This window comes from Nocardioides sp. (assembly GCF_036274455.1).
GTDB lineage: Bacteria > Actinomycetota > Actinomycetes > Propionibacteriales > Nocardioidaceae > Nocardioides.
In genome coordinates this window covers 18,403-45,329 of sequence record NZ_DASUFR010000194.1, presented here as the reverse complement: position 1 = coordinate 45,329, position 26,927 = coordinate 18,403, and the positions used below count along the sequence as shown (strand labels likewise).

Below are 26,927 nucleotides of genomic sequence, written 5' to 3'. Positions count from 1 at the left end.
TTGGTCATCTGGGGGAGCCGGGACGCGCGGCCGGCCCGAGTGCTCGAGCAGCTGCCGGCGACGTAGGCTGGGCGCGTGAGCACCACCGGTTTCGGGACGCAGACGGCCGTCGACACCGACGTCCGCCACGAGGAGCGGACCGTCCCGACCGACGAGGGCGACCACGAGCGGTTCTCGCACTACGTCGACAAGGACAAGCTCACCGAGGCGATGGTGATGGGCACCCCGGTCGTCGCCCTGTGTGGCAAGGTCTGGGTGCCGAGCCGGGCGCCGGAGAAGTTCCCGGTCTGCCCGGAGTGCAAGGAAGTCTGGGAATCCCTCAAGGACGACTCCGGCCAGCCGGCCGGATCGGGTCCCACCGAGTGATCCGCGGCGACGACGCCGCTCCACTGGCACCGGGCCTGGGTCCGGCGTGGCCGGAGCGCGCGGCTTGGGGGACGGCGACGCCGCTGCGGGCGTGGCAGTCGGCGGCGATGACGGCGTACTTCGACCGGCTCCCACGCGACTTCCTGGCGGTGGCGACCCCGGGCGCTGGCAAGACCACGTTCGCGCTGTCGGTCGCCGCCGAGCTGCTCGGCCGGCGGCTGGTCGACCGGGTCACGATCGTGGCGCCGACCGAGCACCTCAAGCTCCAGTGGGCAGAGGCGGCGGGCCGGGCCGGGATCCCGGTCGACCCGGCGTACGCCGCCGGCAAGGGCAGGACCTCGCAGGACTACCTCGGGATCGCGGTGACCTACGCGGGTGTGGCGGTGAACCCGCTGGCGCTCCGGATCCGCACCGAGCGGTTCAAGACCCTGGTGATCCTCGACGAGGTCCACCACGCCGGCGACGCCTTGTCGTGGGGCGAAGGCGTGCGCGAGGCGTTCGAGCCGGCGCATCGCCGGCTGGCGCTGACCGGCACGCCGTTCCGGTCCGACGTCAACCCGATCCCGTTCGTCACCTACGCGCCCGGCGAGGACGGCGTCGCGCGCTCGGTGGCCGACTACACCTACGGGTACGCCGACGCGCTGGCCGACCGGGTGGTCCGGCCGGTGCTGTTCATGGCCTACTCCGGCGAGCTCCAGTGGCGCACCCGCGCCGGCGACGAGGTCGCGGCCCGGCTCGGTGAGCCCCTGACGAAGGACCTCACCGCCCAGGCCCTGCGGACCGCGCTCGACCCCGACGGCGCGTGGATCCCGTCGGTGCTCTCGGCGGCGGACAAGCGCCTCTCGGAGGTACGCCGCCACGTCCCCGACGCCGGTGGCCTGGTCATCGCCTCCGACCAGGACTCCGCGCGGGCCTACGCCCGGACGCTCAAGGCGGTGGCCGGCGAGCCGCCCACGGTCGTGCTCTCCGACGAGACGCAGGCGTCGAAGAAGATCGCGGACTTCTCCGCAGGCGAGCAGCGCTGGATGGTCGCGGTCCGGATGGTCTCCGAGGGCGTCGACGTGCCGCGGCTGGCCGTCGGGGTCTATGCCACGACGACGTCGACGCCGCTGTTCTTCGCCCAGGCGGTCGGCCGGTTCGTGCGGGCGCGCGCTCGCGGCGAGACCGCGTCGGTGTTCTTGCCGTCGGTCCCGAACCTGCTGACCTACGCCGCGGAGCTCGAGGTGGCCCGCGACCACGTCCTGGGTCGCCGGATCACCGACGAGGACGACATCTTCGCCGCGGAGGACGACCTGCTCGCCAGGGCGCAGGCCGGCGAGGTCGCGTCCGCCGACCTCGAGGCGGCCCAGTTCGAGGCGCTCGGCTCGCAGGCGCACTTCGACCGGGTCCTCTTCGACGGGGCCGAGTTCGGCCACGAGGGCGAGGTGCACGTGGGCTCGGAGGAGGAGATGGACTTCCTGGGCATCCCAGGGCTGCTCGAGCCCGACCAGATGCGCCAGCTCCTGGCCCAGCGGCAGAGCGACCGACGCAAGAAGAAGCCGGCCCGCCCCGACCCGGACGTGCCGGAGCTCACCACGCACGAGCAGCTCGCCGTCCTGCGCCGCGAGCTCAACGGCCTGGTCGCCGCGTGGCACCACCGCACCGGCCAGCCGCACGGCGTCACCCATGCCGCGCTGCGCAAGGAGTGCGGTGGCCCTCCGGCCGCGGTCGCGAGCGCCGAGATGCTCCGCAAGCGGATCGACCGGCTGCGGGAGTGGGCAAGCCGGGCGAGCTGACCGGCGGGGTCAGTCCCTGAGCCGGTGCCGGCCGCCGGAGGCGGCGCCGGCGAGCCGTTCGGTGTCGTGGAGGCCGACCACGGAGGCGCCGGCCTCCCAGCCGAGTGCGATGCGCTGGGGCAGGGCCGGGCGCTCGGGTCGCGCTGCGGCGTGCCTGGCGGCCTTTCGCGGCGAGCCACCACTGGTGCGCTTCGGGACGAACGCGCAGACCTCGCCGGAGCCGTAGAGCGACGCCTCGATGGCCCGCACCTCGACCTCGCGCAGCTGGGAGCCGAGGAACTCGACGGCGCGCGTCAGTCCCTCGGGGAGCTCGTCCGCCACGAGCACGATCCGGACCCGCTCGCGGGAGAGACCGGACTCGACCAGCGCCCAGAACGCATTCGGGTCGTCGCGCCAGCCGAGCGTAGTGGCCAGGAGCTCCGCCTCGTCGCGGTGGCCGTGGGTCACGAGCACCAGCTCGCGCAGCCCTCCGTCGCGCCACCCCGGCAGCTCCACGGCGGCGCGCTCGAGGAGCCGAACGAGCGCGTTGCCGTCGGGAGGGGAGTGCGGGGCCACCTGAACGGCGACGAGGAGCGGGACGCCCTCGCCGTCGACGTACACCCGCTCCAACGGCAGCGCCCCGGGGTCGGCCGGGTCGTGGGTTGTCGCGGTCCGGCTCACCAGCAGCAGCCGCAGGTGGTCATCGACGTTCGGGGCGAGGACCAGGTCGGGACGGGTGTCGAGCAGCCGGCGCAGGCGGTCCTCCTCGTGGGGCCCGCCCTTCTGCAGCACCCTCACGCGGCCGTCCACCATCACGACGACGCCATCGTCCATGCCTCGCCCCCTGGGCAGCAGGCTGCCACGCGACGGGTGTCGTTGTCGGCGACTCGCCGGAAGGTCCGCTCAGCGGGAACCTGCGTGGGCGCCGCTCGCCTCCCGCACCAGGGGCAGGACCCGGTAGGGGATCTGTGTCGCCAGCGCGATGACGGTGGTGGACCGCTCGATCCCGTCGTGCTGGAGCACCTGGTCGATCACCCGCTGCAGGTCGGCGTTGGACCGCGCCACCACCCGCGCCCACATGTCGCCGGCGCCGGTGATCGTCACCGACTCGAGCACCTCCGGGATCCGTGCGAGGTGGGCGGCGACGGTGTCGTGGCCGACGCCCTGGCGGATCTCGAGGGTGATGAAGGCGGTGACCGGATAGCCCAGCGCCTCCGGCGAGAGGTCCGGCCCCCAGCCGGTGACCACGCCGGAGGTGACCAGCTTGTCGAGCCGGGCCTGCACGGTGCCCCGGGCCACGCCGAGCCGCCGGGACGCCTCGAGAACCCCGATGCGCGGGTCGGCGGCGAACAGGTCGATCAACCTGCGGTCGAGATCGTCCATGCGTCGGCTCCGAACTGGACAACTTGCACAGCGTGTCGGCGCAGTCTTGCACAGATTGTGCTGACCGGCTGAGATCGACACATGAGCGACTCGACCCTCACCGCCCTGACCAGCGAGGAAGTCCAGGCCGGGCTCTCCCTCGAGCAGCTCAAGCAGCTCGTCGGCCTCGTCGACTACGACGCGAGCAACGACCCCTTCCCCGTGGTGGCCCAGGACGCCGTCTGCTTCGTGGTCGGCAACGCCACCCAGAGCGCGTCGTTCTACCAGCTCGCGATGGGCATGGAGCTCGAGGCCTACCGGGGCCCGGAGACCGGCCACCGCGAGTCGAAGTCCTACGTCCTGCGCAGCGGCAGCGCCCGGTTCGTGTTCACCGGCGGCGTCACGCCGGACAGTCCCGTCCTCGACCACCACCGCAGGCACGGTGACGGCGTGGTCGACCTCCCCATGGAGGTGACCGACGTCGACAAGTGCATCGAGCACGCCCGCGCGCAGGGCGCCACGATCCTGGTCGAGCCGCACGACGAGTCCGACGAGCACGGCACGGTCCGGCTGGCCGCGATCGCGACGTACGGCGAGACCCGGCACACGCTGGTCGACCGGAGCCGCTACACCGGCCCCTACCTGCCGGGCTACGTCGCGCGGCAGAGCACCGTGGTGCGGCGTGAGGGCCACCCGAAGCGCCTCTTCCAGGCCGTCGACCACTGCGTCGGCAACGTCGAGCTCGGCCGCATGGACGAGTGGGTCGAGTTCTACAACCGGGTCCTCGGCTTCACCAACATGGCCGAGTTCATCGGCGACGACATCGCCACCGACTACTCCGCGCTGATGAGCAAGGTCGTGGCCAGCGGCAACCACCGGGTCAAGTTCCCGCTCAACGAGCCGGCGATCGCGAAGAAGAAGTCGCAGATCGACGAGTACCTCGAGTTCTACGACGGCGCCGGCTGCCAGCACATCGCGCTGGCGACCAACGACATCCTGCGCAGCGTCGACATCCTGCGCGACAACGGCATCGAGTTCCTCTCGACCCCGGACTCCTACTACGACGACCCCGAGCTGCGCGCCCGCATCGGCGAGGTCCGGGTGCCGATCGACGAGCTCAAGAAGCGCGGCATCCTGGTCGACCGCGACGAGGACGGCTACCTGCTGCAGATCTTCACCCGACCGATGGGCGACCGGCCGACGGTGTTCTACGAGTTCATCGAGCGGCACGGCTCGCTGGGCTTCGGCAAGGGCAACTTCAAGGCGCTCTTCGAGGCGATCGAGCGCGAGCAGGAGGCTCGGGGCAACTTGTAACGTCCCGGTCGTGACGTCACAGCCCGGCTGGCACCCCGACCCGCTCCCGGCCCAGCCCGGGCAGCCACCGCAGCTGCGCTACTGGGACGGCACCCGCTGGACCGAGCACACCGCGCCGGCCGCGCCGCAGCAGTACGCCCCGCCGGCCTACCAGGGCACCTACGGCGCGCCCCGGCCGCAGGCCGCGGGCTACGCCTACGCCGCGAAGCCGCCGGCGACCACGCCGGACGGCGTACCCCTCGCGGGCTGGTGGCAGCGCGCGGCCGCGCTGCTCATCGACTGGGTGATCGTGACCGCGATCGTGCTCGTGATCGCGCTGCCGTGGATCCGCGACATCTGGCACGCCTACCGGGACGCGCTCGACGACCTGATGAACGACAGCGGGAGCGGTACGACGAGCACGACCGCCAGCCAGCTGCAGGACGACGTGGCGGGACCGGCCGCGATCATCGGGGTGATCACGCTCGCGGTGGAGTTCTGCTACCACGTCGGCTTCCTCATGTGGCGGCAGGCGACCCCGGGCAAGCTCGTCATCGGCCTGCGGGTGCGGCTGCGCGAGCGCCCCGGACGCCTCCCGCTCGGGACGGTGCTGCTGCGCTGGCTCGGCCAGTTCGGCATCCGCGTGATCGGCCTGGTTCCGTTCCTGGGTTCGGTGACCGGCCTCTACCTGCTGCTGGACTACCTGTGGCCGGTCTGGGACGACAAGAAGCAGGCGATCCACGACAAGGTAGCGAAGACCAACGTGGTCCGGGTGCGCTGACCCTGCTCCGATTGGATCGTCGCATCGTGGTCCGTTCGGCGGCCACGGTGCGACAGTCCTTGTATGGCTGGCTGTGACCTCACAGACGCCGACCTGATCAACGCGATGGCCGGGAGGGACGAGAGCGCCCTCCGCGAGCTCTACGACCGGCACGCGACCTGGATCCACGCCCGCCTGGCGCGCCGCTGCGCGGACCGCGACGCCGTCGCGGAGGTGCTGCAGGACACCTTCATCGCCGCATGGGACGGCGCGTCCCGCTTCCGCGGCGACGGGCCGGTGCCCGCGTGGCTGTGGGGGATCGCGATCCGGCGCCTGATCAGCCGGCTGCGCCGTCGCAACGACGTCCTGCTCGGGCCGGCCCTGCTGGACCGGGACGAGTACGAGATCTCCGCCGAGGAACAGGTGCTGCTCCGGCTGGAGAACGTCGATGTCGGCACCGCACTCGCCCGGATGTCACCCGAGCTGCGAGTGGTGCTGCAGCTCACCGTCATCGACGGGCTCAACACCCGGGAGGCGGCGGTGCTTCTCGACATCCCGCGCGGCACGGTGAAGTCGCGGCTGCAGCGGGCCCGGGCCACCTTGAGGGAGGAGCTGGCATGAGCGCCACCTGGCACGTGGACGCATCGGTTCTCGAGTCGTACGCCGCCGGCCGGAGCACGCAGGTCGGTGGCGCGTCGGTCGAGGCCCATCTCATGGAGTGCAGGGAGTGCAGCTCGGTGCTGCGGGAGCTGATGCCCACCGAGCCCCTGGACCGGGCCTGGCGCGCGATCCGGGCGCATGTCGAGGAGCCACGAGCCGGCGTCGTCGAGCGGCTCCTTGCCGCTCTCGGCCTGTCGTCGGACTCCGCCCGGCTGCTCGCCGCCGTACCCGCCTTCCGGGGGGCGTGGCTGCTGGGCGTGTTCACGGTCCTGGTCTTCGCCAGCGCAGCCGCGGTCTTCGCCGACGACACCGGACTGACGCTCTTCCTCGTCATCGCACCTCTCATCCCCGTCGCCGGGGTCGCGGCCTCCTTCGGCGGTGACGCCGACCCGGCGCACGAGCTGGTGACGGTCACTCCCTACTCATCGGTGCGGCTGCTCCTGCTCCGCACCGCGGGTGTCCTGATGACCTCGGCCCCCATCACCATGCTGCTCGGGCTCGCGCTGCCGGGGCCCGCCTGGCTCGCGGTCGCGTGGCTGACACCCGCCGCGGCAGGCATCGCGCTCACGCTCGCCGTCTCGCCCCACGTGGACACCACAGCGACCGCGGCGGTCTTCGGCGTCGTCTGGTCCTGCGCCGTCCTGTCGGCGTACCACCTCGGCGACCCGGTGGAGGTCGTCGAGCCGCTCATGCAGCTCGTGCTTGCCGCGGTGGCTCTGGCCGCCCTCGCCGTCGTCGTGCTGCGCAGCCCGTCCCTCGACCTGTTGGGGAGGAACCAATGAACACCGTCACGCTGACCGAGGTCGGCAAGTCCTTCGGCCGCACCGACGCGCTCGCCGACGTCTCGCTCGCCCTCGCCCCCGGCATCACCGGGCTCCTCGGCCCGAACGGTGCCGGCAAGACCACGATGCTCCGCATCATGGCGACCGCGCTGGCCGCCGACCGCGGGACCGTTCGGGTGCTGGGCGCGGATCCTGCCACCCCGTCGGGACGGACCGAGGTGCGCCGTCACCTGGGGTACGTCCCGCAGGAGACCGGCTTCCCTCGCGGCTTCACCGCCTTTTCGTTCATCGACTACATGGCCATCCTCAAGGAGTGGTCGGACCCGACTCGCCGGCACGCCGAGGTACGCCGCGTGGTCGACCTGGTCGGCCTCACCGACGTGGCTCCCAAGCGGATCGCGGCGCTCTCCGGCGGGCAGCGCCGCCGCGTGGTGCTCGCCCAGGCGTTGCTCGGGGAACCCGACCTGCTCGTGCTCGACGAACCCACCACCGGCCTCGACCCCGCCCAGCGCGGTCGCCTACGCGACGTGCTCGGTCGAGCCGGGGAGTCGGCCACGGTGCTGATCTCGACCCACCAGACCGCGGACGTGGCTGCGCTCTGCGAGCGGGTGGTGGTGCTGGACGGTGGCCGGATCCTGTTCGACGGCACCGTCGTCGACCTGGTCCGCCAGGCCGACGGGCGGGTCTGGCTGGCCCAGGAGCGGCACCCCGCCGCGCGCCACGCCTGGCGAACCGGGACCGGCCGGGTCCGCAACGTCGGAGACCCACCCGCGGACGTCGACCTGATCGAACCCGATCTCGAGGACGCCTACCTGCTGCTCGTCGGCGAGGCCGGGAGCGACCCAGAGCTGGAGGCAGTGTCATGACCACTGGACTCACCCACGCCGTGGCCCCCAGGTCGCCCGTGGCCGAACGAGCCACGTTCCGGGCGCTGGCCCGCGCCGACGCCCGCCGGTACGCCCGGCACCCGCTCTTCCTGGTCCCCTGCGCGATCCTCGTGGCTCTCATCTTCGCGAACGCGATTGACCGGAAGGGTGGCGGGACCAACCCGCTCGTGGACACGATGACGATCGCCCTCTTCCTCGGCGTCTTCGGCTTAGTCGTGGCTCACCGTCTGACGACCTCACTTCTCCGCACCCGCGAGCTCGTGGGCACCGTCCCGGTCGAGCGGCAGGAGCGCACCGCTTCCCTGTGCGTCGCATGTCTCGTCTCGGCGGCGGCCGGTCTCGTCGCGGCCAGCTACCTGCTCGTCGCGAACGCGCTGTGGCCGCCGAACGGCCAGCCCTCCAGCCTGCCGGTGACGTGGTTCTCCGACTACCCGGCGAGCGACGTGCTGCCCGCGCTGCTCGCGATGGGACCGGTGGCTGCCCTGGGCGGACCGCTGCTGGGTGTCGCAGTCGCCAGGTGGGCGCCGTTCCGTGGCTCTGCGCTGCTGGGCGTCGTCGTCCTGGTGGTCGCCACCGCGATGATGGAGAGCGACGAGCCGGGTGGCCGCGAGCGCCTCGTCTCGGCGTGGCCCGTCCTGATCGACGAGCACGTCGACGGGAACGGGAACGTCGTGAGCACGACGTTCACCAGCGGCATCGAGCCGATCTGGGCCCTCGGCTGGGTGCTCTGCCTGTGCGGGCTGGCCGTCGTGGCGGCCCTGCTCCGCGACCCGGGTCACCGGCGCCGGCTGCTCATCGCGGGGGGTGCCCTCACGGGCGCAGCGGCGGCGTGCTTCGTCCTGGCACTGTCTTGACCAGGACATCGTGGCCTGCCGCGCTGACGGCACTGGCCGCGAGTGCCCTGGTCCTCCTCGCGGCGGCGTTCCAGCAGACGGCCGGGGCGCTCCCGTTCGTGTGGCGGGTCGCCGAGCTCGCGCTCGCCGGCGGCGCGGCGTACCTGATCGACGATGCGGCGGCCCAGCTGACCACCGTCGCCCCGAAGGGACCGTGGCGCCGCCGCGCACCCGCCCTCGGCGCCGGGGCCGCACTGGTGGCCGGCGGCTGGCTCACCATCCTGGCGATCCTGCAGTGGCGTGGTGCCCGGCCGCCCCTCGCCGAGTCGTCCGCGGAGCTGGTGGTGATGTGTCTGGTGGCCGTCTCGGCCGCCGTGCTGCTCTTCCGCCTCGGTGACCCCGAGCCCGGAGCGATCGTCGCCCCGGTGGTGGTCGTCCTCGGGCTCGGTCTCACCATCGTCGCGTCAGTTGTCGGCTCACCGCTCTACCTCACCGACGCCGACCCGGCACCGGGACGAGTGGCCGGCTGGACGGCGGCCGGTGCGGTCGCGGTCCTGGTCATCGTCGTCGCAGGTCGCGACGGCGCGGGCGAGCCCAAACGTGTCATGCGAGCCGCAGCAGGCCGGGTCTAGCGTCGAGCGACCCCAATGCGAGCGGGAGGTGCTCGACATGAAGTACGTGATCACCTGGAACAACCGGCCCAGCGCCACCGAGGAGACGACCGCACGGAGCCTGCAGGTCTTCGGCAAGTGGGAGCCGACCAGCAACTTCCGGGAGTTCCTCGGACGGGTCGACGGCCAGGGCGGGTTCGCGGTCGTGGAGACCGACGACCCGGCGACCGTCGCCAAGGACATCGCGCCGTTCGTCGGCTTCTTCGACTTCACCGTGCACCCGGTCCAGGAGATCGCCGACACCGCCGCGGTCGGCATGGAGGCCGTCGCCTTCCTCCAGTCGATCGAGTAGCGCCCGGCGCTACCCCGCGTCGGCGACCGCGACGAGCTCACCCTCTGCCCGCGAGTGCGCGGCGGGGGTCTGGGTGCGCTCGAGGTGACGTCGGCCCGTCGCCAGGATGACGACCGCGACGGCCACGGCCGCCGCGCCCATCCAGAACGGGGCGTGCACGCTGACGTTCTCGCCGAGCTTGCCGGCCGCCCAGGGCGCGATCGCGCCGCCGGAGAAGCGGACGAAGGAGTACGCCGACGACGCGACCGGCCGCTCGACCGGCGCGGCGCCCATGACGGCCTCGGTGATCACGGTGTTGTTGACGCCGAGGAAGGCGCCGGCCACGATCACGCCGACCACCAGCACCTGCTTGTGGTCGGTCCAGATCGCCATCGCGGCGAGGTCGAGGCCGAACAGGACCAGGCTGACGAGCACGGTCGGGATCGAGCCGAACCGGCGCTGCAGGATCGGAGCAACCCACACCGAGGTGATCGCGAGCAGCACGCCCCAGCCGAAGAAGACCAGCCCGACCTGGTGGGCCGTCATGTCCAGCGGGAACGGGGTGAACGCGAGCAGGGTGAAGAAGCCCATGTTGTAGAACAGCGCGGTCAGGGCGATGGTCAGCAGCCCCGGGTAGCGCAACGCTCGGAACGGGTCGGCCAGCGATGTGCGCCGGGTGGTGACCGGAGTGCGCGGCAGCAGGACCGCCGTGGCCACGAGGGCGATCGTCATCAGCACCGACACGCCGAGGAACGGCGCTCGCCAGCTGATCGAGCCGAGCTCGCCGCCGAGCAGGGGACCGGCCGCGATGCCGAGGCCCAGCGCCGCCTCGAAGAGGATGATCGCCTGCGCTGTCGAGCCGCGGGCCGACATGACGATCGTGGCCAGCGCGGTCGCGATGAACAGCGCGTTGCCGAGCCCCCAGCCCGCCCGGAAGCCGACGATGGCGCCGATCGTGCTCGACAGCCCGGCCAGCGCGGAGAAGACGATGATCAGCGCCAGGCCGAGCATCAGCGTGCGCTTGGCGCCGATCCGGGTGGAGACCACGCCGGTCACGAGCATCGCCACGCCCATCACCGCCATGTAGCTGGTGAAGAGCAGCGACACCTGGCTCGGCGTGGCGTCGAGCTGGTCGGCGATCGGCTTGAGGATGGGGTCGACCAGGCCGATGCCCATGAACGCGATGACGCACGCGAAGGCAACGGCCCAGACCGCGCGAGGCTGGCGGAGGAAGCTCTCGGAGGGGGAAGCGGTGTCAGGGGAGGGAGCGGGGGTGGATGTCACGAGGTGCGATCTCCGGTTTCTGTGCTGGTGCTGGTGTCGTCAGCAAGCAGGGCGCGCAGCACGGTGACGGCGGTGCGGAGCTCTGCTGCGGTGAGGGTCGGGTGCCGTGCGACGAGGGCGGCGACCGCCTCGCCGTTGAGGCGGCGCACGCGGGCCAGCTCGGCGGTGCCGGCCGGGGTCGGCGTGACGAGCGTGGCGCGGGTGTCGTCAGGGTGCGGTCCCTTGGTGGCCCAGCCGTGCTGCAGGAGCTGGTTGACCAGGCCGGTCATCGTCGGCTGGGAGCACGAGTACGCCGCCGCGAGCTGGGTCACCGACAGCGGCCCCTGCTCGTCGAGCACCGAGAGCACCCGGATCGCGGCCGGAAGCTCGTGGCGCCGGCGCATGGCCCGGACCAGCCGGGCGGCCTGGGTGACCAGGTCGCCGGCGAGCGCGATGTCATCTCCGTCGTCGAGGGGGATGGGCACTCCACGACTATACATAGGCAACCTATGAATCTCCAGCCTTTGGCAGGATCGGAGTCGTGGCGACCTACATCGGCTTCCTGCGCGCGATCAACCTCGGTCCCACGCGGAAGTTCGCCAAGGCCTCGATCGTGCGGGCCGTCGAGGCGGCGGGCTTCACCGACGTGGCGACGTACATCAACACCGGCAACGTCCGCTTCGACACGACCATGCGGTCGCGGGCCAGGATCGAACGGGCGCTGGAGGAGGCGTTCGAGGCCGGGGCGGGGTTCGAGGTCCCGACGATCGTGTTCACCCAGAAGGAGCTGCGCGAGATCGCCGAGCACGCGGCCTCCTTCGGTCACAGCGGCCGGCACTACGTCTCGCTGCTCAAGGAGGCGCCCAGCGCGGCGGACGTGAAGCGGCTGGAGGACGCCAGCACGGCCGACGAGGTCGCCAAGGTCGGCGGCCGGGCCGTCCACCTGCTGCTCGGCGCCAACTACCACGAGGCCCGGCTCACCAACGCGGCCGTCGAGAAGTACCTCGGCGTCGCGACCAACCGCAACCTCACGGTGATCCAGGCGCTGGCCGAGAAGTGGTGCTGAGGGTCGTCGCCCACCTGGGTGAAGTGGCCCCCGCGTCGGGGTGATAGGAACGACGAGCCGCTCGGGGACACCGGACGGTCCCTCGTCACCTTCACACTCTCGGGAGCACGCCATGCCTTCGGCCCAGGACCCGTTCCGCCGTCCCGTCGACCACGACCCGCACTGCTGCCCGCCCGGGCTCGGCCGGCCGCACCCCGACATCGAGGCTGCCGGCGCCGCGCTGCCCGGCCGGCGTGGCGTGCTCACCGGCGCCGCCGCGCTCGTGGCGGCGGGCTGGGCGGCGCCGGCGCTCGCCGACGACGACGTCGAGCGCCCCGACCACCACGGCCAGCGCAAGCGCACCCGCGTCCGGCTGACCGTCCTCGGCACCACCGACCTGCACGGCAACGTCTTCAACTGGGACTACTACAAGAACGCCCCCTACGACGACGCGAAGCACAACGACATCGGCATCGCCAAGGTCGCCACCCTGGTCAAGGCCGCCCGCAAGGAGCTGCGCAAGAAGAAGCGGCCCTCGCTGCTGCTCGACGCCGGCGACACCATCCAGGGGACGCCGCTGGCCTACTACTACGCGCGGATCGCGCCGATCACCAAGGGTGGCGAGCACCCGATGGCGACGGCGATGAACCTGATGAAGTACGACGCGGCGGCGCTCGGCAACCACGAGTTCAACTACGGCATCGACACCCTGCGCACGTGGGAGTCGCAGCTGGACCACCCGCTGCTCGGTGCCAACGTGCTCGATCCGGCCACCGGCCGGCCGGTGTTCCGGCCCTACGTCATCAAGAAGGTCAGGGCCAAGGGCCACACCATCAAGGTCGGCATCCTGGGCCTGGTCACCCCCGGCGTCGCGATCTGGGACAAGGCCAACGTCAGCGGGAAGATGACCTTCAACGGTCTCGTGGAGCAGGCGAAGGTGTTCGTGCCCGAGATGAAGAAGAAGGGCTGCGACCTGGTCATCGTCTCGGCCCACTCCGGGATGGACACCTCGTCGTCCTACGGCGACGCACTGCCCTACCCCGAGAACGCCTCGTCACTGGTGGCCGAGCAGGTCCCCGACATCGACGCGATCCTGGTCGGGCACGCGCACCAGGAGATCCCGGAGCGGTTCGTCACCAACGCCAAGACCGGCAAGCAGGTGCTGCTCTGCGAGCCCTACTACTGGGGCATGCGGCTGGCGGTCATGAACCTCACCGTCGAGTACCACGCCCGCAAGAAGAGCTGGCGCCTCGTCCGCGCCCGCAGCCACCTGCTCAACTCCAACGTCGCCAAGGAGAACGGCAAGGTCGCCAAGGCGATCCGCGGCCGGCACGACAAGGTGGTCGCCTACGTCAACGCGCCGATCGGCACCTCGACGAGCGCGATGTCAGCGGCCCGCTCGGTCGTGGAGGACGTGCCGATCATCGACTTCATCCAGTACGTGCAGGCCGGCGCGGTGAAGGCCGCGCTGACCGGGCCGGACGCCGCGCTGCCGGTGCTGTCCGAGGCGGCGCCGTTCAACCGCGCGGCGTCGTTCCCGCAGGGGCAGGTGAGCGTCCGCGACGTCGCCGGCCTCTACATCTACGACAACACCCTGCTCGGGGTGCGGATCACCGGCGCCGACGTCAAGGCCTACCTCGAGTGGTCGGCGGCGTACTTCAAGAAGCAGAGCGGCGGCGGCCCCTACACCGTCGACCAGCTCACCAACGCGACCACGCCGCAGGCGCCCACGGGCATCCCGGACTACAACTTCGACTCGATCCGGGGGCTCGACAAGCACCTGACCTACGTGATCGACGTCGGGCAGGACGTCGGCAGCCGGATCCTGCACCTGCAGTACGACGGCGTGGACGTCGACCCGGCCGCGCAGTTCGTGCTGGCGGTCAACAACTACCGGCAGTCTGGTGGTGGCGGCTTCCCCGCGGTCAAGACCGCACCCGTGGTCTACAACGCCCAGGTGGAGATCCGGCAGCTGCTCATCGACTGGGTGACGGCCAACCACACGATCGACCCGGCCACCTTCGCGAGCGTGGACTGGAAGCTCGTCTACAACGACGCCCCGGTGGTCATCAGCTGACCGTCACCGGCCCCTGAACCGGGGGGATCGCTGCTCGTTGAACGCGCGCATCCCCTCGGCGGCGTCGTCGGTCCGCAGCAGTGCGGTCTGGTCGGTGCGCTCGCGCTCGAGCACCGGCTCGAGCTGCGCGAGCGTCGCGGCGTTGACGGCCTTCTTGGTCGCGGCCTGGGCGAGGGGAGCGCCCCGGGCCAACCGCCGGACGATCGTGTCCACGAGGGTCGGAAATTCCTCGACTGTCGACAGGTGGCTGACCAGCCCGGCGTCGTGGGCCTCGCGCGCGGTGAGCGGCTCGGCCAGCAGCGCCATCCGCATCGCCCGGGCCCGGCCGATCGCGGCGGCCACGGTCGCCGAGCTGCCGCCGTCCGGCATCAGGCCGATCCGGGCGAAGGCGAGCAGGAAGCTCGCGGACTCCGAGGCCACGACGATGTCGGCGGCCAGGGCCGTGGAGCAGCCGACGCCGGCAGCGACGCCGTTGACCGCGGCCACCACCGGCCGGGGGCAGTTGGTCACCGCGCGGATGACCCGGTTCGCGGCATCGAGGATGCGAACGTCGAACCGCTCCGGGGCGGTTGGCCCCGAGATGTCGGCGCCCGCGCTGAACGCCCGGCCGGCGCCGGTCAGCACGACCACGCGCACGGCGTCGTCGGACGCGGCGTCCTCGAGCCGTTCGGCCAGGGCCACGAACAGCTCCTCGCTGAAGGCGTTGAGCACCTCGGGCCGGTTGAAGGTGAGCCAGAGCGCGCCGTCGTCGCGGAGCTCGACCAGCAGGTCGTCAGTCTCCGGCAAGGGTCACGCCCGCCTCGCGCATCGCGGACAGCGCGGCCTCGGTGGTCTCGGGGGCGACCCCCGCGCAGAGGTCCAGCAGCACGGCCGTCTCGAACCCCTCCCGCGCGGCGTCCAGGGCCGTGGCCCGGACGCAGTGGTCGGTCGCCAGGCCGCAGATGTCGACGCGGGTGACCTCGTGGGCTCGCAGCCAGTCGGCGAGCGGCTGGCCCTCGTGGGCGCCCTCGAAGCCGGAGTAGGCCGCCTGGTGCTCCCCCTTGAGGAAGATCGCGTCGAACGGCTGCGGGTCGAGGTTGGGGTGGAACGCCTCACCCTCCGTCCCGACCCGGCAGTGCACCGGCCAGGAGTCCACGAAGTCGGGCTGCTTGGACCAGTGGTCACCGGGGTCGACGTGGTGGTCCTTGGTGGCGACCACGTGGTCGTACGCCGACCCGTCGCGCAGCAGGGTGGCGATGTCGCACGCCACCTGGGCGCCGCCGGTCACCGGCAGCGAGCCGCCCTCGCAGAAGTCGTTCTGCACGTCGACGACGATCAGTGCGCTCTTCACGCTCCGACCATAGTGACCTGTGCTAGTCGATCCTGACCGGCAGCCACCGGATCACGTCCTGGATCTGCGCGTCCCACAGCGTCCACTCGTGGGTGCCGGGCCGGAAGTCGACGGTCACGTCCATGCCCTTGGCCTCGGCGGCCGCCACCAGCGCCTGGTTCTGCGGCAGCAGCAGCTCCTCACCGTTGCCGCAGCCGACATAGAGCTTCGGCAGCGGCCCCTTCGCTGCCTCGAGCAGGGCGAGCACGTCGTCGGCCGGGGTGATCTCGCCGCCGAAGACGCGCTGGACGACCTCGGGCCGGGGGAGGTCGTCGCCCAGCGCCTGGATCCGGGCGACGCCGGACAGCGTGGCCACGGCGGCGTACCGCTCGGGATGGGTGAACGCGTGCTTGAGCGCGCCGTAGCCGCCCATGGACAGCCCGGCGACGAAGGTGTCCTCCGGCGTCTGCGAGACGTTGAAGAACTGTCCGACGAGCCGGGGCAGCTCCTCCGACACCCAGTCCCAGTAGCGGTGGCCCTGCGCCTCGTTGGCGTAGAAGCTCCGGTCGACCGCCGGCATGACCACGGCCAGGCCGCGGGCCACGGCGTACCGCTCGACCGAGGTGTAGCGCTGCCAGGCGGTGTGGTCGTCGGAGAGCCCGTGGAGCAGGTAGAGCACCGGGGGCGGCCCGTCGAGCGGTTGGTCGATCAGGCCGATCTGCTGCTCGGTGGCCTGGGGGAGGATGACGGTGATCGTGGTGGCGCGCATCAGCGACTCGGAGAACAGCTCGCACGAGATGAGCGCCATCAGTGCGCGTCGCCCTCGAACACGGTGGGGATCACCGGCTCTCCGCGCGACATCTGCTGCGCGGCCGGCGGCAGCTCGGCGCGGCTGCGCCGATGGCGCTCGCGGGCGGCCTCCAGCGGCTCACGGCCCACGACCTCACCGTCGCGGACCAGCGGCACGAGCAGCTCCCGGTCGTCGCCATCGTTCGCGGCCGGTGTGCCGATGCCGACCACCTCGGCCTGCGCGACGCCCCGGGTGAGCCGGCGCAGGGCGTACTTGCGGCCGCCGACCGAGATCTTGTCCACGCTCTTCTTGGCCACCGACTGCAGGACACCGTCGTCGTTCTCACGAGCGACCAGCTTGTAGACGAACCCGCAGGTGGGGTGGCCGCTGCCGGTGACCAGCTGGGTGCCGACGCCGTAGGCGTCGACCGGCGCCGCGGCGAGCGCGGCGATGGCGTACTCGTCGAGGTCGCTGGTCACCACGATGTGGGTGCCCGTGGCGCCGAGCTCGTCGAGCTGGGCGCGCACCTGCTCGGCCAGCACGGCCAGGTCGCCGGAGTCGAGGCGGACGGCGCCCAGCCCGGTCCCCGCGACCTCGACGCCGAGCCGGACTGCCTCGGTGACGTCGTAGGTGTCGACCAGCAGCGTCGTGCCGGTGCCGAGCGAGGTCACCTGCGCACGGAAGGCCTCCTCCTCGGTGTCGTGCAGCAGCGTGAACGAGTGCGCGCTGGTGCCGGCCGTCGGGACTCCGTAGCGGTCGCGGGCAGCGAGGTTCGAGGTCGTGTCGAACCCGGCGACGTACGCCGCCCTCGCTGCGGCGACGGCCGCCTTCTCGTGGGTGCGCCGCGAGCCCATCTCGATGCACGGTCGCCCCCCGGCCGCGAAGGTCATCCGGGACGCCGCCGAGGCGATGGCCGAATCGTGGTTGTAGATCGAGAGCAGGACCGTCTCCAGCACCACCGCCTCGGCGAAGCTCGCCTCGACGATCACCAGGGGTGAGTGCGCGAAGTACGCCTCGCCCTCGGGGTAGCCCCAGACGTTGCCGGAGAACCGGTAGCCCGACAGCCACTCGAGCGTCGGGGCGTCGACCACGCCGTCGAGCGCCGCCAGCACGTCGTCGTCGAAGCTGAAGGCCTCGATCGCGTCGAGGGCTCTCCCCACGCCGGCCACGACGCCGTAGCGCCGGCCTTCGGGCAGCCGGCGGCCGAACAGCTCGAAGACGGAGCGGCGGTGCGCCGTACCTCCGGCCAGCGCGGCCTGGAGCATCGTCAGCTCGTAGTGGTCGGTCAGCAGGGCAGTCGACGTCGATGCCACGGAGCCACCCTAGGACCGTGGCACCATGGGAACGTGTCCGCCGCTTCCCCCGTCGAGGTCGAGCCGACCAGCACGCCCGACGAGATCACCGTGCTGGCGGTGCCCTGGGTCACGATCGTCTGGAACGACCCGGTCAACCTGATGTCCTACGTCACCTACGTGTTCCAGAAGTACTTCGGGTATGAGAAGAAGAAGGCCGAGAAGCTGATGCTCGAGGTGCACGAGGACGGCAAGTCCGTCGTCAGCAGCGGCAGCCGCGAGGAGATGGAGCGGGACGTGCAGGCGATGCATGAGTACGGCCTGTGGGCGACGCTGGACAAGCAGAGCTGATCCTTGAGCGGCTTCACTCGCCACCGCCGGAGCAAGCACCTCATCGCCACGTTCAGCGGCTTCGAGGCGGACCTGCTGCGCTCGCTGGCCGCGCAGCTCGTCGAGCTGCTGCGCAACGAGGCCGCGGTCCCGCGCGACGACGCCGACCCGCTGGAGGCGATGATGGACTTCTCCGGGCCGACCACCGAGCCTGAGGACCCGGTGCTGGCCCGGCTCTTCCCCACGGCCTACCCGAAGGACGAGGACGCGGCCGCCGAGTTCCGGCGGTTCACCGAGGGGACGCTTCGCGACGGCAAGGCGAACGCCGCCATCACGATCATCGACGGTCTCGAGGAGGCCGGGCTGCCGCCCGAGCTCACCGAGGACGGGCTCGTCATCGACGTCGAGCTCGACGAGCCGACAGCCGAGGTCTGGATGCGCTCGTTCACCGACCTGCGGCTGGCGCTGGCCACCCGGCTCGGCGTCGAGGAGGGTGACGAGGCCTACTGGCACTCGCTGCCCGACGACGACCCGCGGGCGCAGGCGCACGAGATCTATGAGTGGGTCGGCTTCCTCCAGGAGACCCTGGTCCAGGCACTCGCCTCGCGCTGAGCCGGCGTTCTCCACAGTCCCGCAGATAGTCCGATACGAGACGATCTCGTATCGAACTATTCTGGAGCCATGGAGGAACCGCCCGACGAGACTCGGCTCGACCTCTCGTTCCTGCTCAACCAGGCTGCCTACGCCTTCGAGGCGCACCTGGCCGAGGCGCTCGCCGAGCACGGGCTCACCGTCCGCGAGTACTGCGTGCTCTGGAAGGCCGAGGAGGCCGAGCGCACCCAGCAGGAGGTCGCCGAGCTGGCGGGGCTGGACAAGAGCACGCTGGTGCTCACCCTCGACCGGCTCGAGGAGCGCGGCCTCGTCGAGCGCCGCGTCTCCGACATCGACCGGCGCGCCCGGGTGGTGGCGGTGACGCCGCGCGGCAGCGGGGCCTACGCCGAGGCGCAGCGCGCCTACGACCGGGTCACCCTCGAGACCTTGCGAGCGCTCGGCGCCAAGGGGATGGAGAGCTTCGTCCGCGGTCTCCAGGGGCTGGTCGAGGACGGCGGTCCGCTGGCGTCGCCGTCCCACGTCCGGGCGGCCCGGCGCAAGGAGGTCCGGCGGAGACAGTCTCCTACGGGATAGTTCAATACAAGATCGTCTTATACAAAACTATTTGATACGGTCCTATCCATGAGGACCGACGCACGCACCGGCAGCCACCGCTGGGCCATGTGGGTACTGCTCGCCACCCAGCTGATGGTGATCCTGGACGGCACGATCGTGAACGTCGCACTGCCGACGATCCGCGACGACCTCGGCTTCAGTGACGCGGGACTGGCCTGGGTGGTGAACGGGTTCTTCGTGCCGTTCGCGCTGCTCCTGCTGCCGTCCGGTCGGCTCGGCGACCTGGTCGGCAGCCGACGGGTCTTCGTGACCGGGCTGGTCGTCTTCACCGCGGCCACCGCCGCGGCCGGCCTCGCCACCGGGCCGGCCGTGCTCGTCGTCGCGCGCGTCGCCCAAGGCGTGGGCGGCGCGCTCACCTCCGCGGTCGTGCTCGGCATGATCGCGGCGCTCTATGACGACGCCCGGGCCAGGGCACGGGCGTTCGCGCTCGTCGCGTTCGTGGGGTCGGCCGGGGCCTCGATCGGCGTCCTCTCGGGTGGGCTGCTCACCGATCTCGCGTCGTGGCGCTGGGTGTTCTGGGTCAACGTCCCCATCGGGCTCGCCGTGCTGTTCGCGGCCCACGCCGTGCTGGACGAGACGCCCGACGTCCCCGGGCTGCGCCGCGGCCTGTCTCGGAGCCGGGCCCTGGTGCCCCGCAGCCTGGTGTCCGACCGGGCCTTCCTGCTCCCCAACCTCGTGCTGTTCACGATGACCGTGGCCGGCTTCTCCTTCCAGTTCCTCACCGCGCTCTACCTCCAGGACAGCCTCGGCCTCGACGCGCTGCGCACCGGCCTGGCCTACCTTCCCGTCACCCTTGCGATCGCGGTGAGCTCGCTGGGCGTCAGCGCCCGTCTGGCGGCACGGTTCGGGCAGGAGCAGGTGATGGTCGCGGGGCTGGTGCTCTTCATGGCCGGGATGCTGCTGATGGCCGCGCTCCCCGACCACGGGAGCTTCGCGGTGCATGTCGTGCCGGGGTTCGTCGTGATGGGCGCGGGCTTCGGCCTGGCCATGCCTCAGGTCACGGCGCTGGCGATGGCAGCGGCGCCCTCACGCGACGCCGGGGCCGCGTCCGGGTTCGTCAACACCACCCAGCAGGCCGGCGGGGTGGTCGGGCTCGCGGTGGTCGCCACCGTCGCTGCTGGCGAGGGCCGGGCGGCCGGGTTCCTCCTCGCTGCCGGAGCGCTGGTCCTGGGGGCGCTCGTGGCCGTCTACCTCGCCGGAGCCGCGGCTGGACGCCGCTGTCCGGTCGCCGGGCCGCACCCGGCCGGACGGGTCGCCACCCATACCCTTGAAGGGTGCTGACACTCGACCGGGCGACCTACGACGCGATCGTCGCGCACGCGAAGCGGGACCATCCCGACGAGGCGTGCGGGGTCGTCGCGGGTCCGGCCGGCAGCGACCGCGCCGAGCGGCTGGTCGAGATGGTGAACGCCGCGGGCAGCCCGACGTTCTACGAGTTCGACTCCACCGACCTCCTCCAGCTCTACAAGGAGATGGACGCCAACGACGAGGAGCCGGTGGTCGTCTACCACTCGCACACCGCCACCGAGGCCTACCCGAGCCGGACCGACATCGGTCTGGCCATGGAGCCGAACGCCCACTATGTGTTGGTCAGCACACGCGAGCACGGGAACAACGACGGCCCTGTGGAGTTCAGGAGTTATCGGATCGTCGACGGCGAGGTGACCGAGGAAGAGGTCGTCGTCGTCGAGCAACTACCTAGGAGGAGCACCACCTGATGGCCATCGAGGTCCGCATCCCGACCATCCTGCGCACCTACACCGACGGTGAGAAGTCGGTCCACGGCGAGGGGATCAACCTCAGCGCGCTCATCGAGGACCTCGAGTCCAACCACCCCGGCATCAAGGACCGGCTCATCGACAACGGTGACCTCCGCCGGTTCGTCAACGTCTACGTCAACGACGAGGACGTGCGCTTCCTCGGCGGGCTCGAGGCCACCCTGAGCGACGGCGACCAGGTCGTCGTGCTCCCGGCGGTCGCCGGCGGCTGATGGCCCGCTACGACAACCTCCTCGCCTCCGTCGGCGGTACGCCGTTGGTGGGGCTGCCGAGGCTGTCTGCCCAGTTCGACCAGGGGAGGGCCGACGTACGCCTCTGGGCCAAGCTCGAGGACCGCAACCCGACCGGCTCGATCAAGGACCGCCCGGCGCTGCGGATGGTCGAGGAGGCCGAGAAGGACGGCCGGCTCCGGCCCGGCTGCACGATCCTGGAGCCGACGTCCGGCAACACCGGCATCTCGCTGGCCATGGCGGCCAAGCTCAAGGGCTACCGGATGGTGTGCGTGATGCCGGAGAACACCTCCGAGGAGCGTCGCCAGCTGCTGCGCATGTGGGGCGCGGAGATCATCACCTCGCCCGCCGCGGGCGGCTCCAACGAAGCGGTGCGCGTGGCCAAGCAGGTGGCCGAGGAGCACCCCGACTGGGTGATGCTCTACCAGTACGGCAACGAGGCCAACGCGCTCGCGCACGAGCAGGGCACCGGCCCGGAGATCCTGGCCGACCTGCCGGGCATCACCCACTTCGTGGGCGGACTCGGCACCACCGGCACCCTCATGGGTGTCGCCAGGTTCTTCCGTGCGGCCAAGCCCGACGTGCGGATCGTGGCCGCCGAGCCGCGCTACGGCGAGCTCGTCTACGGGCTGCGCAACCTCGACGAGGGCTTCGTCCCCGAGCTCTACGACGCCGAGCTGATCGACGCACGGTTCTCGGTGGGCCCGCGCGACGCCGTACGCCGGGTGCGCGAGCTGCTCGAGCTCGAGGGCATCTTCGCCGGCATCTCGACCGGCGCGATCCTGCACGCCGCCCTCGCGCAGGCCGCCAGGGCGGTGAAGGCGGGGGAGTCCGCCGACATCGCGCTCATCGTGGCCGACGGCGGCTGGAAGTACCTCTCCACCGGTGCCTACGAGGGCACCATCGACGAGGCCGAGGAGGCCCTGGAGGGGCAGCTCTGGGCGTGAACGGGTCCTCGACGTCGGGTGCGGCACGGGCAGCTCGACTCGCCGGGCGGCCAGGCCGGCCGACCCCGGGCCTGCGCTCTGCTCCCGGGCCTGGGTCGTGACCGCACGCCGTCCCGGCGCCGGGTTATCGTCATGACCCGATGAGACGCCTGCTGCTCACCCTCGTCCTGGCCCTCACCGGCTCCCTGCTGTCGGCCGTGTCGGGCACGGCAGTCGCCGCGGACGCGGCGGACGCGGCGGGCACGGCGACCACCGTGGCCACCGCGGCAGCGCAGCGGTCGACGCCCGGGGTGAAGCGCCAACCGCGCGTGAAGGGCGTGGCCCGCTACACCCACACGCTCGTCGTCGCGCCGGGCCGCTACCAGGGGAAGCCCTCGAAGATCAGGTACCAGTGGCTCCGCGGAGGCAAGCCGATTGCGGGCGCCACGGGCCGGCGATACGCGCTCGCGCCGCGCGACGTCGGCGAGCGGCTCCGGGTCCGGCTGACCGTGATCGCGCACGGCTTCGACCCGCTCACCGTGGTGACCAGGCCGACGCCGGTGGTTCGGCACCGCGTCGACGTACGCCGGACGGTCCGCTACCACGTCGAGACCCGCGGCCGGATCACGACGAGCCTGAAGCAGTTCAGGGCACAGGCGCAGCAGACCTACGAGGACCCGCGCGGCTGGCGGGCCGCCGGCATCAGGTTCGTGCCGGTCACCCATGGAGGAGCGTTCACGCTGGTCCTTGCCCAGGCCGCCCTGGTGCCGTCGTTCTCGTCGCAGTGCAGCTCGATGTGGAGCTGCCGGGTGGGTCGCTTCGTGATCATCAACCAGGACCGCTGGAAGAACGCCTCGCCGGCCTGGAACGCCGCCCACCTCCCGCTGCGCGACTACCGGCACATGGTGGTCAACCACGAGACCGGCCACTGGCTCGGGCTGCACCACGCGGGCTGCCCGGGCAAGGGCCGGCTCGCGCCGGTGATGATGCAGCAGTCGAAGGGGCTGCAGGGCTGCCGGTTCAACCCGTTCCCGACGATCCGTGAGATCGAGAGCCGCACGCCACGCGGACGGATGATGGCCGTGCTGGGGGCGGAGGGTTACATTCCTGACGTCGAGTAGCCGGACCGCCCGTACGGGGAGAGCAGTTGCGCGAGATCGTCGTCTTCAGCGGCAGCGGCCACCGACCCTTCGCCCAGGCGGTCTGTGACTCCCTCGGCGTCGAGCTCAGCTCGGTCGAGCTGACCCGGTTCAGCAACGACTGCCTCCAGGCACAGCTGCAGGCCAACTGCCGGCAGCGCGACGTCTACGTCGTCGCGCCGCTGGCGCCGCCGACGCAGGAGCACCTGATGGAGCTGCTCCTGATGCTGGACGCGGCCCGGGGCGCCTCGGCGGCGCAGCTCACGGCCGTGATCCCCTACTTCGCCTACGCCCGCTCGGACAAGAAGGACGCCTCCCGCCTCTCGATCGGCGCCCGGCTGGTCGCAGACATGCTCGTCACCGCCGGCGCCCAGCGGGTGCTCACGATGGAGCTGCACGCGCCTCAGGTCCACGGGTTCTTCTCGGTGCCGGTCGACCACCTGACCGCGCTCGGCGTCCTCTCCGACCACTTCCTCGGGCAGGACCTCTCCGACGCGGTCGTGGTGTCGCCGGACTTCGGCAACGCCAAGACGGCGACCCAGTTCTCGCGGCTGCTCGGCGTACCCGTCGCCGCGGGCTCCAAGAAGCGGCTGGCCGACGACCGCGTCGTCATCGACGCCATCGTCGGCGACGTCGAGGGCCGGCGCGCGATCATCCTCGACGACGAGATCGCCACCGGCGGCTCCATCGTGGAGCTGCTCGACCGGTTGTCCGAGCAGGGCTGTACGTCGGCCGCGGTCGCCTGCACCCACGGGCTGTTCGTCGGCAAGGCCGTCGAGCGGCTCCGGGACCACCCGATGATCAGCGAGGTCGTCACCACCGACACCGTGCCCCCGCCGGCCGGCTGGCCCGAGCTCGAGGTGCGCTCGGTGGCCGGGCTGTTCGGCGCGGCGATCGAGCGGATCCACGCCGGGGAGTCGATCTCCAGCCTCTTCGACGGCGTCGACCCGGCGCTCGGGCCGCCGCAGCCTCGTCTCTTCGACTGAGCACGCTCTTCGTCCGGGCTCGGCGGGCCCGCGCCGTGACCTTCGCTATGGTCCTGAGCGTGCACCTGCCCCGTCTCGCAGTCAGCGCGTCCGGGGTGCTCCTGGTCGCCGGCCTCGCGCCCGCCGCCGCGCCGGCCGCCGGGACGGGGCCCGACACCGCCGCGCCGAGCACCCGGGTCGCCCAGGTCGCCCGGGCCGTCCAGAAGGCTCCGGCGTGCGTCGCGCAGGGCGGCGGCGGCCCGGTGGCCAAGCCCAAGCGGGTGAGGAACATCCCGACGGGGGAGACCGGCTGGTTCTCCTCGCCCGGGCTCGTCGACCTCGACGGCGACGGCCGGTTGGAGATCGTCGCGCCGTTCTACTCCACCTTCGTCTACGACGCGAACGGGCACCTGCTGGGCAAGGGCCGGGCCAGCAAGGGCCGGGTCTACGCCCCGGGGGTCGTGACCGACCTCGAGGGCGACGGCGTCAAGGACATCGTCGTGGGCGGCAACGAGGGCACCGTGGCGGCCTATGAGCTCCGCGGCGGGAAGCTGCGGCTCAAGCCCGGCTGGCCGGCGTCCACCAACAGCGGTGGCCAGTCACCCGAGGTCCGCGGCCTCGCGGCGGCGGACCTCGACGGCGACGGCCGGGTCGAGGTGGTGGCCACGACCACCAACACCGCGTCCAAGGGTGCCCAGGTCTTCGTCTTCGACGCCAACGGCCGGCTGTTCGCGCCTGGTGGCAACACCCACGCCTGGCCGCGCAACCGTGGCTACGGGGCCTACGGCGAGAACGTCGGCATCGGCAACATCGACGACGACCCCCAGCTCGAGATCATCGCCACCTTCGACAACCACCAGATCGACGCGATGAACCTCGACGGCACCTCGATCCTCGCCTCCCCGTGGTTCACCAACCGGGAGTCGGGACAGGTGGGCCGGCGGATGGCGTGGGGTGACTTCATCCGATGGGCCAGCCCGAAGGTCGAGCGGCGCCACTACCACCTGCACAAGGGCGCGTGGCCCAGCCCGGCCCGGCAGCCGTGGCTGCAGTGGACCGCGTCGCCTCCCTCGGTCGCGGACCTCGACGGTGACGGCCGCAACGAGGTGATCGGGCTGCCCAACGTCGAGAAGCACATCCCCTACCGGACCCAGGGCTATGCGTTCATGGTGCTGGACGGCGCGTACGGCGACGGCAGCCGCTCGGCGATGCGGCACCCGGGCTTCAACAGGCTGATCGTGTCCAACAAGCCGGTGTTCCGTCCCGACGGCGACTGGTACCCGCCCAGCGGCATCCCCGCGCCGACCGTCGTCGACCTCACCGGCGACGGCCGCCCCGAGATCGTCGCGTCGCTGCCCGGCGGCCGGGTGTACGCCGTCGGGCCCGACGGGCGCCGGCTCTGGACCTCGACCTACGCCCCGAAGCGCGCGAAGACGTTCGCCTCCGAGGTGGCCGCCGCCGACCTCAACAAGGACGGCAGGCCCGAGCTCGTCTTCGGCACCTACTCGCTGCACCGCAACGCCGGGAAGCTCGTCGTGCTCTCGGCCACGGGCAAGAAGCTCTCGGTCACCCGGCTCAAGCACCAGGGGCGCGACGGCAACGGCATCGGCGTGCCTGCGGCGCCGTCGATCGGGGACCTGACCGGAGACGGCACGCTGGAGATCGTGCTCACCACCTTCGACCACGGCATCGACGTCTACACCGTGCCCGGGTCCGGCACGGGCTGCCTGCCCTGGCCCACCGGGCGGGGCAACCTGCTCCGTAACGGCATGGGCCCGGCGACGGCGCCGTGACTGGGACCCACTGCCGTTCACCAGAGATCGCGGTCACCTGATCGCGAAGATCCTCACGAACATGGGCGTATCGATCAGCGTGTGCGGCGCGATCGCGTGGTAGGCCCACACGTGGACCCAGGCGTTGCCGGTGCGGAGCGTGACGAAGGTCTTGAACATCCCGGGTGCGCTGTAGAAGAGCAGCACGTAGAGCGCGGACAGCAACGCGTCGGTCGGTGAGGCCAGGCTGGTCCAGCCGTCCAGGACGTGCAGCGTCGCGTAGGTGAGGCCGCCGAGGATGACCGTGGCAGCGAAGGAGCCGGTGAGCCGGAGGTAGCGCGGGGTCAGGATGCAGTAGACGAACACCATCGTCGGCAGCACGGTCCCGGCGAACGAGATGGCGAAGGTCAGCGGGGCCCCGAGCAGCAGCTGCCGCGGGCCCAGGTGGAGCACGGCGGGGTCGAGGAGCAGCTGCACCGTCGACTCGAGCACGAGCACCACGGCGATCACCGCGAGGTCGCCGCGCCGGTCCGACGAGCGCAGGCTCAGCTGGTCGGCGGTGTAGCGCCGCCGGAAGAAGAGGAGGGGCGCCACGGCGTACGCCAGGAGGTTGTACGCCGCCCAGCCCAGCGCCTCGCGGGGGGTCACCGCCTGACCGGTGCGGATGATCATCCCGTCGAGGTGGAACCCGAACGCGTGCCAGCCGAAGGCGTGCCCGACGACGTACCCCCCGGTCATGGCGAGCACTCCGTAGCCGAGGACGAGCGCGGCCTCCCGGGCCGCCCGGCTGCGGTCGGGAGCCCGTGCCGCGACGTCGGGTGCGGCGCGCCGCCGGGTCAGCAGGTGGACGACCCCCATCAGGGCGAACACCTCCACGAACATCGCGTTGGTCTGCAGCACCGCGCCGGTGGTCGGCGGGTCGGCGAGCCTGGAGGCATGGAACGGCAGGTGGTCGCCTCCCAACGCGATCAAGGCGGCGTTCGTCGCGGCCCAGGCGGCGAGGGCGGTCTGCACGCTGCGCCGCCGGAGCAGGTCGCGCAGAAGGTCGCGGAGCTGGCCGTGGAGCCGGTCCGCTCGGCCGGATGCGCGAGCTGATGTGTCCGATCGCGGGTGGAGCTGGGTCATGGTGGTGACCATACGACTGT

At 71.6% G+C, this 26,927-nt stretch carries 31 protein-coding genes; 22 read left to right on the top strand and 9 right to left on the bottom strand.

Annotated features, from left to right (window positions below):
• The first annotated feature begins 75 nt into the window (after positions 1–75).
• Together VFV89_RS19520 and VFV89_RS19515 are read left to right on the top strand one after the other, a co-directional pair.
• The gene (locus VFV89_RS19520) at positions 76–366 is read left to right on the top strand and encodes a DUF3039 domain-containing protein (protein ID WP_329707639.1); all 291 of its coding nucleotides are present in this window, start codon (positions 76–78) and stop codon (positions 364–366) included.
• A gap of 107 nt (positions 367–473) precedes the next feature.
• On the top strand, positions 474–2,141 hold the full coding sequence (locus VFV89_RS19515; protein WP_414690409.1) for a DEAD/DEAH box helicase: 1,668 nt from the start codon (positions 474–476) through the stop codon (positions 2,139–2,141).
• A 9-nt stretch (positions 2,142–2,150) separates the two neighbouring features.
• Here the strand turns inward: VFV89_RS19515 and VFV89_RS19510 are convergent, their stop codons facing one another.
• Both VFV89_RS19510 and VFV89_RS19505 read right to left on the bottom strand, forming a co-directional pair.
• The gene (locus VFV89_RS19510; RefSeq protein ID WP_329707638.1) at positions 2,151–2,954 is read right to left on the bottom strand and encodes a hypothetical protein; all 804 of its coding nucleotides are present in this window, start codon (positions 2,952–2,954) and stop codon (positions 2,151–2,153) included.
• Between the two features lie 69 nt (positions 2,955–3,023).
• Positions 3,024–3,503 (bottom strand): Lrp/AsnC family transcriptional regulator, encoded by a 480-nt coding sequence (locus tag VFV89_RS19505; protein ID WP_329707637.1) that lies wholly within the window; start codon positions 3,501–3,503, stop codon positions 3,024–3,026.
• 81 nt (positions 3,504–3,584) lie between these two features.
• On the opposite strand from VFV89_RS19505, the gene hppD reads away from it, so the two are divergent.
• The 8 genes from hppD (at position 3,585) to VFV89_RS19465 (ending at position 9,660) form a co-directional block, all read left to right on the top strand.
• Positions 3,585–4,796, top strand: a complete 1,212-nt coding sequence (hppD, locus tag VFV89_RS19500; protein ID WP_329707636.1) for a 4-hydroxyphenylpyruvate dioxygenase — start codon at positions 3,585–3,587, stop codon at positions 4,794–4,796.
• A 10-nt stretch (positions 4,797–4,806) separates the two neighbouring features.
• Complete coding sequence (locus VFV89_RS19495; RefSeq protein WP_329707635.1) at positions 4,807–5,556, top strand: RDD family protein; 750 nt, start codon at positions 4,807–4,809, stop codon at positions 5,554–5,556.
• A gap of 63 nt (positions 5,557–5,619) precedes the next feature.
• Positions 5,620–6,156: an RNA polymerase sigma factor gene (locus VFV89_RS19490; RefSeq protein WP_329707634.1), complete on the top strand. Its 537-nt coding sequence runs from the start codon at positions 5,620–5,622 to the stop codon at positions 6,154–6,156.
• Positions 6,153–6,977: a hypothetical protein gene (locus VFV89_RS19485; protein ID WP_329707633.1), complete on the top strand. Its 825-nt coding sequence runs from the start codon at positions 6,153–6,155 to the stop codon at positions 6,975–6,977. Before VFV89_RS19490 ends, VFV89_RS19485 begins: the two co-directional genes overlap by 4 nt.
• The gene (locus VFV89_RS19480; RefSeq protein WP_329707632.1) at positions 6,974–7,843 is read left to right on the top strand and encodes an ATP-binding cassette domain-containing protein; all 870 of its coding nucleotides are present in this window, start codon (positions 6,974–6,976) and stop codon (positions 7,841–7,843) included. The genes VFV89_RS19485 and VFV89_RS19480 overlap by 4 nt, the downstream gene beginning before the upstream one ends.
• The gene (locus VFV89_RS19475; RefSeq protein ID WP_329707631.1) at positions 7,840–8,718 is read left to right on the top strand and encodes a hypothetical protein; all 879 of its coding nucleotides are present in this window, start codon (positions 7,840–7,842) and stop codon (positions 8,716–8,718) included. Before VFV89_RS19480 ends, VFV89_RS19475 begins: the two co-directional genes overlap by 4 nt.
• Positions 8,715–9,329 (top strand): hypothetical protein, encoded by a 615-nt coding sequence (locus VFV89_RS19470; RefSeq protein WP_329707630.1) that lies wholly within the window; start codon positions 8,715–8,717, stop codon positions 9,327–9,329. Before VFV89_RS19475 ends, VFV89_RS19470 begins: the two co-directional genes overlap by 4 nt.
• Before the next feature lie 37 nt (positions 9,330–9,366).
• A complete protein-coding gene (locus VFV89_RS19465) occupies positions 9,367–9,660 on the top strand; it encodes a DUF3303 domain-containing protein (RefSeq protein ID WP_329707629.1) in 294 nt (97 codons plus the stop codon).
• 9 nt (positions 9,661–9,669) lie between these two features.
• Here the strand turns inward: VFV89_RS19465 and VFV89_RS19460 are convergent, their stop codons facing one another.
• Positions 9,670–10,923, bottom strand: a complete 1,254-nt coding sequence (locus VFV89_RS19460) for an MFS transporter (RefSeq protein WP_329707628.1) — start codon at positions 10,921–10,923, stop codon at positions 9,670–9,672.
• Positions 10,920–11,387 carry a MarR family winged helix-turn-helix transcriptional regulator gene (locus tag VFV89_RS19455; protein WP_329707627.1) on the bottom strand — a complete coding sequence of 156 codons (468 nt, stop codon included), beginning with the start codon at positions 11,385–11,387 and terminating at the stop codon, positions 10,920–10,922. The genes VFV89_RS19460 and VFV89_RS19455 overlap by 4 nt, the downstream gene beginning before the upstream one ends.
• 56 nt (positions 11,388–11,443) lie before the next feature.
• Between VFV89_RS19455 and VFV89_RS19450 the strand changes: the two genes are divergently transcribed.
• Together VFV89_RS19450 and VFV89_RS19445 are read left to right on the top strand one after the other, a co-directional pair.
• On the top strand, positions 11,444–11,968 hold the full coding sequence (locus VFV89_RS19450) for a DUF1697 domain-containing protein (protein WP_329707626.1): 525 nt from the start codon (positions 11,444–11,446) through the stop codon (positions 11,966–11,968).
• 112 nt (positions 11,969–12,080) lie between these two features.
• Positions 12,081–14,024, top strand: coding sequence for a bifunctional metallophosphatase/5'-nucleotidase (locus VFV89_RS19445; RefSeq protein WP_329707625.1), 1,944 nt, complete (start codon positions 12,081–12,083; stop codon positions 14,022–14,024).
• A 3-nt stretch (positions 14,025–14,027) separates the two neighbouring features.
• Here VFV89_RS19445 and VFV89_RS19440 read toward each other — a convergent pair whose 3' ends face one another.
• Genes VFV89_RS19440 through VFV89_RS19425 form a run of 4 tightly spaced genes read right to left on the bottom strand, consistent with a single transcriptional unit; the run spans position 14,028 to position 17,436 of the window.
• The gene (locus VFV89_RS19440) at positions 14,028–14,810 is read right to left on the bottom strand and encodes an enoyl-CoA hydratase-related protein (RefSeq protein ID WP_329707624.1); all 783 of its coding nucleotides are present in this window, start codon (positions 14,808–14,810) and stop codon (positions 14,028–14,030) included.
• Positions 14,797–15,354, bottom strand: coding sequence for a nicotinamidase (locus tag VFV89_RS19435; protein WP_329707623.1), 558 nt, complete (start codon positions 15,352–15,354; stop codon positions 14,797–14,799). Before VFV89_RS19435 ends, VFV89_RS19440 begins: the two co-directional genes overlap by 14 nt.
• 22 nt (positions 15,355–15,376) lie before the next feature.
• The gene (locus tag VFV89_RS19430; RefSeq protein WP_329707622.1) at positions 15,377–16,141 is read right to left on the bottom strand and encodes an alpha/beta hydrolase family protein; all 765 of its coding nucleotides are present in this window, start codon (positions 16,139–16,141) and stop codon (positions 15,377–15,379) included.
• Positions 16,141–17,436: a nicotinate phosphoribosyltransferase gene (locus VFV89_RS19425; RefSeq protein ID WP_329707621.1), complete on the bottom strand. Its 1,296-nt coding sequence runs from the start codon at positions 17,434–17,436 to the stop codon at positions 16,141–16,143. Before VFV89_RS19425 ends, VFV89_RS19430 begins: the two co-directional genes overlap by 1 nt.
• A 33-nt stretch (positions 17,437–17,469) precedes the next feature.
• Between VFV89_RS19425 and clpS the strand changes: the two genes are divergently transcribed.
• The 10 genes from clpS (at position 17,470) to VFV89_RS19375 (ending at position 25,803) form a co-directional block, all read left to right on the top strand.
• On the top strand, positions 17,470–17,766 hold the full coding sequence (gene clpS / locus VFV89_RS19420; RefSeq protein ID WP_329707620.1) for an ATP-dependent Clp protease adapter ClpS: 297 nt from the start codon (positions 17,470–17,472) through the stop codon (positions 17,764–17,766).
• A 3-nt stretch (positions 17,767–17,769) separates the two neighbouring features.
• Positions 17,770–18,357: a DUF2017 domain-containing protein gene (locus tag VFV89_RS19415; RefSeq protein ID WP_329707619.1), complete on the top strand. Its 588-nt coding sequence runs from the start codon at positions 17,770–17,772 to the stop codon at positions 18,355–18,357.
• 69 nt (positions 18,358–18,426) lie between these two features.
• Entirely contained in the window at positions 18,427–18,930 is a 504-nt protein-coding gene (locus VFV89_RS19410; RefSeq protein ID WP_329707618.1) for a MarR family winged helix-turn-helix transcriptional regulator, read from the top strand.
• A 48-nt stretch (positions 18,931–18,978) separates the two neighbouring features.
• On the top strand, positions 18,979–20,253 hold the full coding sequence (locus tag VFV89_RS19405) for an MFS transporter (RefSeq protein ID WP_329707617.1): 1,275 nt from the start codon (positions 18,979–18,981) through the stop codon (positions 20,251–20,253).
• On the top strand, positions 20,247–20,690 hold the full coding sequence (locus VFV89_RS19400) for a M67 family metallopeptidase (RefSeq protein WP_329707616.1): 444 nt from the start codon (positions 20,247–20,249) through the stop codon (positions 20,688–20,690). Before VFV89_RS19405 ends, VFV89_RS19400 begins: the two co-directional genes overlap by 7 nt.
• Positions 20,690–20,962, top strand: a complete 273-nt coding sequence (locus VFV89_RS19395; RefSeq protein WP_329707615.1) for a MoaD/ThiS family protein — start codon at positions 20,690–20,692, stop codon at positions 20,960–20,962. Before VFV89_RS19400 ends, VFV89_RS19395 begins: the two co-directional genes overlap by 1 nt.
• Positions 20,962–21,927: a PLP-dependent cysteine synthase family protein gene (locus VFV89_RS19390; protein ID WP_329707614.1), complete on the top strand. Its 966-nt coding sequence runs from the start codon at positions 20,962–20,964 to the stop codon at positions 21,925–21,927. Before VFV89_RS19395 ends, VFV89_RS19390 begins: the two co-directional genes overlap by 1 nt.
• Positions 21,928–22,067: 140 nt before the next feature.
• Complete coding sequence (locus VFV89_RS19385; RefSeq protein ID WP_329707613.1) at positions 22,068–23,027, top strand: DUF3152 domain-containing protein; 960 nt, start codon at positions 22,068–22,070, stop codon at positions 23,025–23,027.
• 26 nt (positions 23,028–23,053) lie between these two features.
• Positions 23,054–24,031, top strand: a complete 978-nt coding sequence (locus VFV89_RS19380) for a ribose-phosphate pyrophosphokinase (RefSeq protein ID WP_329707612.1) — start codon at positions 23,054–23,056, stop codon at positions 24,029–24,031.
• A gap of 59 nt (positions 24,032–24,090) precedes the next feature.
• Positions 24,091–25,803: a VCBS repeat-containing protein gene (locus tag VFV89_RS19375; protein ID WP_329707611.1), complete on the top strand. Its 1,713-nt coding sequence runs from the start codon at positions 24,091–24,093 to the stop codon at positions 25,801–25,803.
• A gap of 33 nt (positions 25,804–25,836) precedes the next feature.
• On the opposite strand, the gene VFV89_RS19370 is transcribed toward VFV89_RS19375, so the two are convergent.
• Positions 25,837–26,907, bottom strand: a complete 1,071-nt coding sequence (locus VFV89_RS19370; RefSeq protein WP_329707610.1) for a hypothetical protein — start codon at positions 26,905–26,907, stop codon at positions 25,837–25,839.
• Positions 26,908–26,927: the final 20 nt, after the last annotated feature.

What these genes read in the sequence shown, in the direction of transcription:
- VFV89_RS19505 (WP_329707637.1), bottom strand. Translation starts at nt 3,503, where the DNA reads ATGGACGATCTCGACCGCAGGTTGATCGACCTGTTCGCCGCCGACCCG.
- VFV89_RS19445 (WP_329707625.1), top strand. Translation starts at nt 12,081, where the DNA reads ATGCCTTCGGCCCAGGACCCGTTCCGCCGTCCCGTCGACCACGACCCG.
- VFV89_RS19370 (WP_329707610.1), bottom strand. Translation starts at nt 26,907, where the DNA reads ATGACCCAGCTCCACCCGCGATCGGACACATCAGCTCGCGCATCCGGC.
- VFV89_RS19430 (WP_329707622.1), bottom strand. Translation starts at nt 16,141, where the DNA reads ATGGCGCTCATCTCGTGCGAGCTGTTCTCCGAGTCGCTGATGCGCGCC.
- VFV89_RS19465 (WP_329707629.1), top strand. Translation starts at nt 9,367, where the DNA reads ATGAAGTACGTGATCACCTGGAACAACCGGCCCAGCGCCACCGAGGAG.
- VFV89_RS19410 (WP_329707618.1), top strand. Translation starts at nt 18,427, where the DNA reads ATGGAGGAACCGCCCGACGAGACTCGGCTCGACCTCTCGTTCCTGCTC.
- VFV89_RS19475 (WP_329707631.1), top strand. Translation starts at nt 7,840, where the DNA reads ATGACCACTGGACTCACCCACGCCGTGGCCCCCAGGTCGCCCGTGGCC.
- VFV89_RS19510 (WP_329707638.1), bottom strand. Translation starts at nt 2,954, where the DNA reads ATGGACGATGGCGTCGTCGTGATGGTGGACGGCCGCGTGAGGGTGCTG.
- VFV89_RS19405 (WP_329707617.1), top strand. Translation starts at nt 18,979, where the DNA reads ATGAGGACCGACGCACGCACCGGCAGCCACCGCTGGGCCATGTGGGTA.
- VFV89_RS19385 (WP_329707613.1), top strand. Translation starts at nt 22,068, where the DNA reads ATGAGACGCCTGCTGCTCACCCTCGTCCTGGCCCTCACCGGCTCCCTG.
- VFV89_RS19480 (WP_329707632.1), top strand. Translation starts at nt 6,974, where the DNA reads ATGAACACCGTCACGCTGACCGAGGTCGGCAAGTCCTTCGGCCGCACC.
- VFV89_RS19490 (WP_329707634.1), top strand. Translation starts at nt 5,620, where the DNA reads ATGGCTGGCTGTGACCTCACAGACGCCGACCTGATCAACGCGATGGCC.
- hppD (WP_329707636.1), top strand. Translation starts at nt 3,585, where the DNA reads ATGAGCGACTCGACCCTCACCGCCCTGACCAGCGAGGAAGTCCAGGCC.
- VFV89_RS19485 (WP_329707633.1), top strand. Translation starts at nt 6,153, where the DNA reads ATGAGCGCCACCTGGCACGTGGACGCATCGGTTCTCGAGTCGTACGCC.
- VFV89_RS19515 (WP_414690409.1), top strand. Translation starts at nt 474, where the DNA reads ATGACGGCGTACTTCGACCGGCTCCCACGCGACTTCCTGGCGGTGGCG.
- VFV89_RS19390 (WP_329707614.1), top strand. Translation starts at nt 20,962, where the DNA reads ATGGCCCGCTACGACAACCTCCTCGCCTCCGTCGGCGGTACGCCGTTG.
- VFV89_RS19395 (WP_329707615.1), top strand. Translation starts at nt 20,690, where the DNA reads ATGGCCATCGAGGTCCGCATCCCGACCATCCTGCGCACCTACACCGAC.